The 8408-nt window shown below is 73.3% G+C and carries 7 protein-coding genes; 5 read left to right on the top strand and 2 right to left on the bottom strand.

What is annotated here, in order from left to right; all coding sequences use genetic code 11:
- Positions 1-99 precede the first annotated feature (99 nt).
- Together LCD33_RS13950 and LCD33_RS13945 are read right to left on the bottom strand one after the other, a co-directional pair.
- A complete protein-coding gene (locus LCD33_RS13950) occupies positions 100-726 on the bottom strand; it encodes a hypothetical protein (RefSeq protein ID WP_224957578.1) in 627 nt (208 codons plus the stop codon).
- Positions 723-1817, bottom strand: a complete 1095-nt coding sequence (locus LCD33_RS13945) for an isocitrate/isopropylmalate dehydrogenase family protein (protein ID WP_224957579.1) — start codon at positions 1815-1817, stop codon at positions 723-725. Before LCD33_RS13945 ends, LCD33_RS13950 begins: the two co-directional genes overlap by 4 nt.
- A 288-nt stretch (positions 1818-2105) precedes the next feature.
- On the opposite strand from LCD33_RS13945, the gene LCD33_RS13940 reads away from it, so the two are divergent.
- The 5 genes from LCD33_RS13940 (at position 2106) to LCD33_RS29400 (ending at position 8299) form a co-directional block, all read left to right on the top strand.
- On the top strand, positions 2106-3482 hold the full coding sequence (locus LCD33_RS13940) for an NAD-dependent succinate-semialdehyde dehydrogenase (protein WP_224965802.1): 1377 nt from the start codon (positions 2106-2108) through the stop codon (positions 3480-3482).
- Positions 3482-3898, top strand: coding sequence for a cupin domain-containing protein (locus tag LCD33_RS13935; protein WP_224957584.1), 417 nt, complete (start codon positions 3482-3484; stop codon positions 3896-3898). The genes LCD33_RS13940 and LCD33_RS13935 overlap by 1 nt, the downstream gene beginning before the upstream one ends.
- A 131-nt stretch (positions 3899-4029) precedes the next feature.
- Complete coding sequence (locus LCD33_RS13930; RefSeq protein ID WP_224977928.1) at positions 4030-4893, top strand: GntR family transcriptional regulator; 864 nt, start codon at positions 4030-4032, stop codon at positions 4891-4893.
- Positions 4894-5111: 218 nt separating this feature from the next.
- Positions 5112-6941, top strand: coding sequence for an asparagine synthase (glutamine-hydrolyzing) (asnB, locus tag LCD33_RS13925; RefSeq protein ID WP_224957588.1), 1830 nt, complete (start codon positions 5112-5114; stop codon positions 6939-6941).
- 131 nt (positions 6942-7072) lie between these two features.
- Positions 7073-8299, top strand: a complete 1227-nt coding sequence (locus tag LCD33_RS29400) for a DUF418 domain-containing protein (RefSeq protein WP_224957590.1) — start codon at positions 7073-7075, stop codon at positions 8297-8299.
- Positions 8300-8408: the final 109 nt, after the last annotated feature.

Below are 8408 nucleotides of genomic sequence, written 5' to 3'. Positions count from 1 at the left end.
CGGTGCCCGCCCCGCGCGGCGGCACCGGTTCGGGGGGGGCGGCCGCCGGGGGGGGGGGGGGGGGGGGGGGGCCCCCCCCCCCCGGCCGGCGGGCCGGGCTCAGGCCGCGCCGAGCAGCTGCGTCCGCAGCGAGCGCGCGGCGAGCAGCGGCGGGCTCAGCACTTCGGTGCCGAGGTCCGCGGCGAGCGCGGCGGCGTGCGGGCTCAGCGAGTACTGCGCGAGCAGCACCAGGTCGGCCGCGGGCAGGTGCGGGCGCACCGCCGCGGCGAGGGAATCGGCGCCGGCCGGCTGCGCGAGCGCGGGCAGGATTCGTGCCTCGGGAGCCGCGATGTCCAGCCGCCCGGCCGATTCCGCGAGTGCGCTGTCCAATGAGGACACCAACACGGCGGTGGCCCGGCCGCGGCGGGCGAGCTCGGCGAACGCGGCGTCGTCGGCGCCCCGCACCGGCGCGGACCACAGCTGCCGGGCGAGCCCGGCGACCGGCCCGTACATCGAGCAGCTCAGCTGCACCGCGTCCGCGCCGCCGTCCACGGCGTGCCGGATCAGCCCCAGCATCCGCCTGCGCAGCGCCGGGGTGAGCCCGCCCGCCGCGTCGGCCTCGGAGACCAGCCGGTCGTCCAGCAGGTTCCAGGCCGTCGCCTCCGGGAACGCCTCGCGCAGTGCCGCGTTCGCCGGTTCCACCGCGGCGGGCGCGGCGTGCACGAACGCCACGAGCGGGCGGGTCATCTCGCGTCCGCGATGGCGGCGGCGACGGCGGCGGCGAACTCCGTCGTCCCGGCGGAACCGCCCATGTCCGAGGTGCAGGTCCCGGCGGCGACGGTGCGCGCGATCCCCGCGTCGAGCGCCGCGGCGGCGGTGCGCAAGCCCGCGTCCTGGTGCCGATCTCCCAGCCACTGCAACAACATCGAGCTGGACAGCATCATGGCGATCGGGTTCGCGAGGTCCTTGCCCGCGATGTCGGGGGCGGAGCCGTGCGCGGCCTGCGCCATGCCCTGCCGGTCCGAGACGTTGATCGACGGCGCGATGCCCAGCGAACCGGCCAGCTCGCCGGTGAGGTCGGAGAGGATGTCGCCGAACATGTTCTCGGTGACGATCACGTCGAACTCGGGGGCGCGGCGCAGCAGGTGCACCGTCATCGCGTCGATGTGGTAGTCGTCCACGGTGACGTCGGGGTACTGCTCGGCGATCTCCCGGCACACGTCGCGGAACAGGCCGGTGGTCAGCCGCAGCACGTTCGCCTTGTGCACGATGGTCAGCTTGCCGCGACGGCCGCGGGCCAGCTGGAAGGCGGTGTGCGCGATCCGCTCCACGGCGGGCCGGGTGATGATGCCGTGCGCGATCGCCACGTCGGGGGTGGGCATGAACTCGCCGGTGCCCGCGTGGGTGTTGCGGTCGGCGTAGAAGCCCTCGGTGTTCTCCCGCACGATCACCAGGTCGGTGCCGGGGACCATCGCCTTCGCGCCCTCGAAGGACTTGGCGGGGCGGATGTTCGCGTACAGCCCGAAGCGGGTGCGGATGGTGCCGCTGGGGTTGAGCTGCGAGCGGTGTGGTTCCGGGTAGGCGGCGCTGTCGTGCGGCCCGAGCAGCCAGGCGTCGAGCTCGTCGAGCGCGGCCAGCGTGGACTCCGGCGAGGGCGTGCCGTGCTCCTCGATGGCGTCCCGGCCCAGCGGCAGCGGCACCCACTCGACGGCCGGGGCCCCGGCGGCGGTGAGCGCGGCGTCCACGGCGCGGGTGGCGGCGGGCACGATCTCCGGTCCGATCCCGTCGCCTTCGAGCAGGCCGAGTCGGTAGGTGCGGGCGGATCGGGGTGCGGTCATGGATCTCTCCTCGGGTGGTGCGTTCCGGCGACATCCTGGAGGTTATAACCTCGCTCGGTCAAGACCTGAATCCAGGGAGATCGAGCCGAGCTGAGCAGCAGATGAGTGCGTGCGCAGTGCTTATAACGAATCGGATCGAGGTGGGCGCCGAATTGGTACTTGTGCGTTGAGAAAAACCATCCGGTCGATTAGCGTCCTGCTCCGCCGGGACACCGCGGACCGCCGCGACCGGGCCGCGAACCCCGGAACCCGCACCCCTCAGAACCCCTCCTGGAACGGAGCAGCCCCGTGACCATCCTGTCGATCGACCCGGCCACCGAGGCCGAACTGGCGCGGTACGAGGTGGACGGTCCCGCTGAAGTGGACGCGGCCCTCGCGGCCGCCGCGACCGCCCAGCGGGCCTGGCGCCGGACGCCGCTCGCCGAGCGCACCGCGCTGCTGCGCGAGATCGCCCGCGTGCTGCGCGCCGGGCGGGAGCGCTACGCCCGGCTGATCACCACCGAGATGGGCAAGCCGATCGCCGAAGCCGCCGCCGAGGTCGACAAGTGCGCGCTCACCTGCGAGCACTACGCCGAGCACGCCGCGGAGCTCCTCGCCGACCGTCCTGTTCGGACGGACGACGGCGAGGCGGTGGTCGTGTGCGAGCCGCTCGGCGTGGTCCTCGCGGTGATGCCGTGGAACTACCCGTTCTGGCAGTTCTTCCGGTTCGCCGCCCCCGCGCTGGCCGCCGGGAACGGCGCGATCCTCAAGCACGCCAACAACGTTCCGCAGTGCGCGCTCGCGATCGGCGAGGTGCTGCGCGACGCGGGCGCGCCCGCGGGGCTGTGCCGGGCGCTGCTGGTCGAGGTGCCCGTCGTCGCCGAGCTCATCGCCGACGACCGGATCGCCGCGGTCACCCTCACCGGATCCACCGAGGTCGGCGCGATCGTCGCCGGACAGGCCGGGAACGCGCTGAAGAAGCAGGTGCTCGAACTCGGCGGCTCCGACCCGTTCCTGGTGCTCGCCGACGCCGACGTGCCCGCCGCGGCCGCCGCTGCGGTGCGGGCCCGGTTCACCAACGTCGGCCAGTCCTGCGTCAACGCCAAGCGGTTCCTGGTGGCCGAGCCGATCGCCGAGGAGTTCGCCGCCGCCTTCACCGCGGCCGCCGAAGCGCTGCCCGTCGGCGATCCCACCGACCCGGCCACCCGGATCGGCCCGATGGCCCGCGCGAACCTGCGCGACGCCCTGCACGACCAGGTGCTGCGCACGATCGCCGCGGGCGCGCGGCTGCGCACCGGCGGCGAGCCGGTGCCGGGGCCCGGTTTCCACTACCCGCCGACCGTGCTGGACCACGTCGAACCGGGCATGGCCGCGTTCGACGAGGAGACCTTCGGGCCGGTCGCGGCGATCACCCGCGTCGCCGGTGCCGAGCAAGCGGTGGAACTGGCCAACCGCACCGAGTTCGGCCTCGGCGCCGCGGTGTGGACCCGCGACCTCGCGCTGGCGCGGCGCATCGCCGCCGAGATCGACGCGGGCGCGGTGTTCGTCAACGGCGTCGTCGCCTCCGACCCGCGGCTGCCGTTCGGCGGGGTGAAGAAGTCCGGTTACGGCCGGGAACTGGGTGCCGAGGGCATCCGCGAGTTCGTCAACGTCAAGACCCTCTGGATCCGCGAGGAGCGCGCCTGATGCCCGAGCACGAGACCTTCCCCGCCGCCGTGCTGCGGCCGGCCGAGCTGTCCGCGTTCTCCCGCGGCGGCGGTGCCCGCACCATCCCGCTGGTCACCCGGGAGCGCGGCGCCGCCACGTTCCTCAACGGGCAGACCCTGTTCGAGGGCGGGGCGGGCATCCCGCTGCACACGCACGACTGCCCGGAGAGCGTGGTGATCCTCGAAGGCGATGCGATCGCCGAGATCGACGGCGTCGAGCACGAGCTCACCGCCTTCGACACCACCTACGTCGACGCGGGGGTGCCGCACCGGTTCCGCAACGCCTCGGCGACCGCGCCGATGCGCATCCTGTGGACCTACGCCTCCGTCGACGCCACCCGAACCCTGGTGGCCACGGGAGAAACCCGGCGCGTCGACGCGGAGCACGGGGCCTGACGCCTGCCTCGTCCGGAACCTCGCCACCGGGCTCGCACCGCGGGATCCCGACCGTCGGGGCGGGAACCGGCGCCGGCGCCGAAGTAGGCTCGCTCGGCACACCGCCCACCTCGCGGAAGGACCGGGAGCACATGGCGACGCCCCTCGTCGAGCAGATCGCGGCGCGCATCGCGGAGCACATCCGCGAGGAGCGGCTCGTGCCGGGCACCCGCCTGGTGGAGCGGGCGCTCGCGGAGCGCCTCGCGGTGTCGCGCTCGCCGGTGCGCGGCGCGCTGCGGCTGCTCGCCGCTGACGGCGTGGTGGCGGCGGGGGAGCGCGGCGGCTACGCGGTGCTGCGCGTCCCGGACGCCGCGCCGGTGGCCGAGGGCGGGGACGGCGTGGAGACGACCTACCTGCGGATCGCGGGGGACCGGTTGGACGGGCGGCTGCCGGAGCGGGTGACCGAGAGCGGGCTCGCCCGCGAGTACGGGCTCACGTCCGCGCAGCTGTCCCGGATCCTGCAGCGGATCGGTGCCGAGGGCTGGATCGAGCGGATGCCCGGCTACGGCTGGCGGTTCCGGCCGATGCTCACCTCGCAGGGCTCGTACCGGGACAGCTACCGGTTCCGGTTGACGATCGAACCGGCCGCGCTGCTCGAACCGGATTTCCAGCTGGACGAGGACGCGGTGCGGGAGGTGCGCGCGCAGCAGCAACACCTCGTGGACGGCGCGATCCGGGAGGTCGGCGACGCGGAGCTGTTCGACCGCAACAGCGCGTTCCACGAGGTGCTGGTGCAGTGCTCGGGCAACGCGTTCTTCATCGACTCGCTGCGCCGGGTGGACCGGTTGCGCCGGTTGGTGGAGTACCGGCGGACGCTGCCGCGGGACCGCGCGGTGGTGCGCTGCCGCGAGCACGTGGAGATCGCGGACCTGCTGTTGGCGGGGCGCCGGGCGGAGGCGGCGGAGCGGCTGCGCGAGCACCTGGACTCGGTCGGTACCGAGAAGGCGGGGGAGTAGTACCGGTCGCGCTCCGTGTTCGGCCCGGTCCGGGGTGGCGCGCGGAGAACTTCGCATTCGTCCTGTTCACGAGGTATTTGCGATGTGCCCGCAACATCGCGACATCTATGATTTACATCACTCGGCGTCACACTTTTGCTCCGCAGTGAGCGCCGGTCCCGGCCACTAGCGTCCATTTCGTTAGTTTGAGCAGCTATCTAAATGGGTGAGGTGGTCGTATGTGCGGCATCACGGGCTGGGTCTCCTACGGGCGTGATCTCGGTACCCAGGACCGAGTGCTGCGGGACATGACCGAAACGATGGCCTGCCGCGGCCCGGACGCCGCGGGCACCTGGGTCGCACCGCACGCCGCGCTCGGGCACCGGCGGCTCGCCGTCATCGACCTGCCCGGTGGCGCGCAGCCCATGGAGGTCGCCACGCCCGACGGCGCGGTCGCCATGGTCTACTCCGGCGAGGCCTACAACTTCACCGAGCTCCGCGCCGAACTGCGCGGGCGCGGGCACCGGTTCGACACCGACTCCGACACCGAGGTCGTGCTGCACGGCTACCTGGAGTGGGGCGAGCAGCTCGCCGAACACCTCAACGGCATGTACGCCTTCGCGATCTGGGACGAGCGCACCGAGAAGCTCGTCATGATCCGCGACCGGATGGGCATCAAGCCGTTCTACTACTACGAGACCGCCGACGGCGTGCTGTTCGGCTCCGAGCCCAAGGCGATCCTGGCGAACCCGGACGCCGAACCGGTCGTCGGCCTCGACGGGTTGCGCGAGATCTTCTCGTTCGCCAAGACGCCCGGCTTCGCCGTGTGGGAGGGGATGCGGGAGCTCAAGCCCGGCCACCTCGCCATCGTCGACCGCAACGGGCTGCGCGAGCGCTGCTACTGGCAGCTGGAGGTCGGCGACCACACCGACGACCGCGACGCCACCGTCGCGCACGTGCGGGAGCTGCTCGACGACATCATCGCCCGCCAGCTCGTCGCCGACGTGCCGCGCTGCACCCTGCTCTCCGGCGGGCTCGATTCCTCGGCGATGACGGCGATCGCGGCGCTGCAGCTCGCGGAGCAGGGCGAGACGGTGCGCAGCTTCGCCGTCGACTTCCCCAACCAGGCCGAGAACTTCCGCGCCATCGACGTCGCCCCCACCCAGGACACGCCGTTCGTGCACGCCGTCGCCGAACACGTGCGCAGCGACCACGACGACATCATGCTCGACGGCGCGGCCCTGTCCGACCCGGCGGTGCGCGCCGCCGCCGTTGCCGCCCGGGACCTCCCGATCGGTCTCGGCGATCGGGACAACTCGCTGTACCTGCTGTTCAAGGCGATCCGCGAACAGTCCACCGTGGCCTTGTCCGGGGAGTCGGCGGACGAGATCTTCGGCGGCTACCCGTGGTTCCACGACGAGCGCAAGCGCGACGCGGACACCTTCCCGTGGCTCGTCGACTCGCCGCTGACCCCGTCCGGGCTGCTCGAACCCGGCCTGAGCGCGCAGCTGGACCTCGGTTCCTACATCGGCGACAACTACCGGGACGCCGTCGCCGCCGCGCCGCTCAAGGACGGCGAAACCGGGCTGGAGAAGCGGATGCGGCAGGTCTGCTACATGCACCTGACCCGCATGGTGCAGACCCTGCTGGACCGCAAGGACCGGATGAGCATGGCCGTGGGCCTCGAAGTGCGGGTGCCGTTCTGCGACCACCGGCTGGTGCAGTACGTGTTCAACACCCCGTGGGCGCTGAAGACCTTCGACGGCAGGGAGAAGAGCATCCTGCGCGGCGCCACCCGGGACACGCTGCCGGAATCGGTGGCCAACCGGAAGAAGAGCGGTTACCCGGGCAGCTTCGACCCGAACTACCTCCGCGCCATCCAGGCGCAGGCCGCGGAGCTGATCGCGACCGACCACCGGGTGCTGGAGTTCTACGACGCGGACCGGCTCAAGGCCGCCACCACCGCCGACGGGGCGACCATCACTCACGAGCAGCGCGGCGCGATCGAACGGTCCCTGGACTTCGCCACCTGGCTGGACCAGCGGAACCCGGTGCTCAAGCTGTCCTGAGCACCGGACGGGGCGCCCGCGCGCACCGCGGGCGTCCCGTTCTCCGGGCGGTGGGCGGAAATCCGGGCTTGAGCGTGCCGCAGGGGCACGGAGTGGGATGGGGTGACAACAGCCCCGAGAGGAGCCCACCCGTGTCCACCGACACCGTCCCGCGCCCGTCCGCACCACCGGCGCGACCCACCCCGCTCGCCGAGCGGGCGATCGCCCCGGACCTGGCCCGGGGCATGATGCTGCTGCTCATCGCCCTGGCCCACGTGCCGTGGTTCCTGTACACCGCAGGCACCGGTGCCGCGCTGCTGCACCCGGCGGGCGGTGGGCTCGCCGACCGGATCGTGCAGGCGGCCACGATCGTCGTGGTGGACGCCCGCACGCACACCATGTTCGCGTTCCTGTTCGCCTACGGGATCGGGCAGCTGCACACCCGGCGGATCGCGGCGGGAGCCTCGGCGCGCGAGGCGCGCGGGCTGCTGCGCCGCAGGCACCTGTGGATGTTCGGGTTCGGCCTGGTCCACGCCGCGCTGCTGTGGCACGGCGACATCCTCGCCACCTACGGCGTGATGGGACTGGTGTTCGTGCCGCTGTTCCTCGGCCGCGGGGACCGCGCGCTGCGGGTGTGGATCGGGGTCCTGGTGGCGCTCGGCGTCGCGGTGTGCGCGATCTCGGTGATGGCGGACCCGGTGCCGCCGTCGGTGGGTCCGCGTCCGGAGCGGTTCCCGATCACCGAGACCGGCTACCTCGCGTCCGCGCTGCTGCGGTTGGCGAACTGGGCGCCCACGCCGCTGGCAGGAATCGCCACGCTCGCGCTGCCGACCGCGTTCCTGCTGGGGTTGCTCGCTTCCCGGCACCGCGTCCTGGAGGAGCCCGCCCGGCACCTGCCGCTGTTGCGGCGCACCGCCTTCTTCGGCATCGCCGTGGGCTGGGTGGCGGGTGTTCCGCTGGCGCTGCACCACGTCGGCGTGCTGGGGCTGCCGAACCTGGCGGTCTTCGGCACGGTGCACTTCTTCGCCGGGATTCCCGCCGGGGTCGGATACGCCGCCCTGTTCGGCCTCGTCGCGCACCGGATCACCGCGCGCGGTGCGAGCCCGGCCAGGCCGGTGCGCGCGTTGGTCGCGTTGGGGCGGCGCTCGCTCAGCGGGTACCTGGCGCAGTCGGCGGTGTTCGTGCCGCTGCTCTCGGCGTGGGGATTCGCGGTGGGGGCGCACCTGTCGAGCTGGTCGGCGGCGCTCGTCGGCGTCGCCACCTGGGTACTGACCGCGGTGCTGGCGCGGCTCTCGGAACGAGCGGGCGTGCGCGGGCCTGCGGAAACCTTGCTGCGCAGGCTCAGCTACCGGAAGCCGCGGCGGCGGACCGCGGCCTGATGCCCGTGGGGGGGGGGGGGGGGGGGGGGGGGCCCCCCCCCCCCCCCGCGGCCCCCCCCGCGGCGGGGGGGGGGGGGGGGGGGGGGGGCCGGCCGCGGGGGGGGGGGGG

Origin of the sequence: Saccharopolyspora sp. 7B, assembly GCF_020177435.1 — a bacterium.
Lineage (GTDB): Bacteria > Actinomycetota > Actinomycetes > Mycobacteriales > Pseudonocardiaceae > Saccharopolyspora_C > Saccharopolyspora_C gregorii.
The sequence above is the reverse complement of the archived record's forward strand: the minus strand, read 5'-3'. Positions and strand labels throughout refer to the sequence as shown.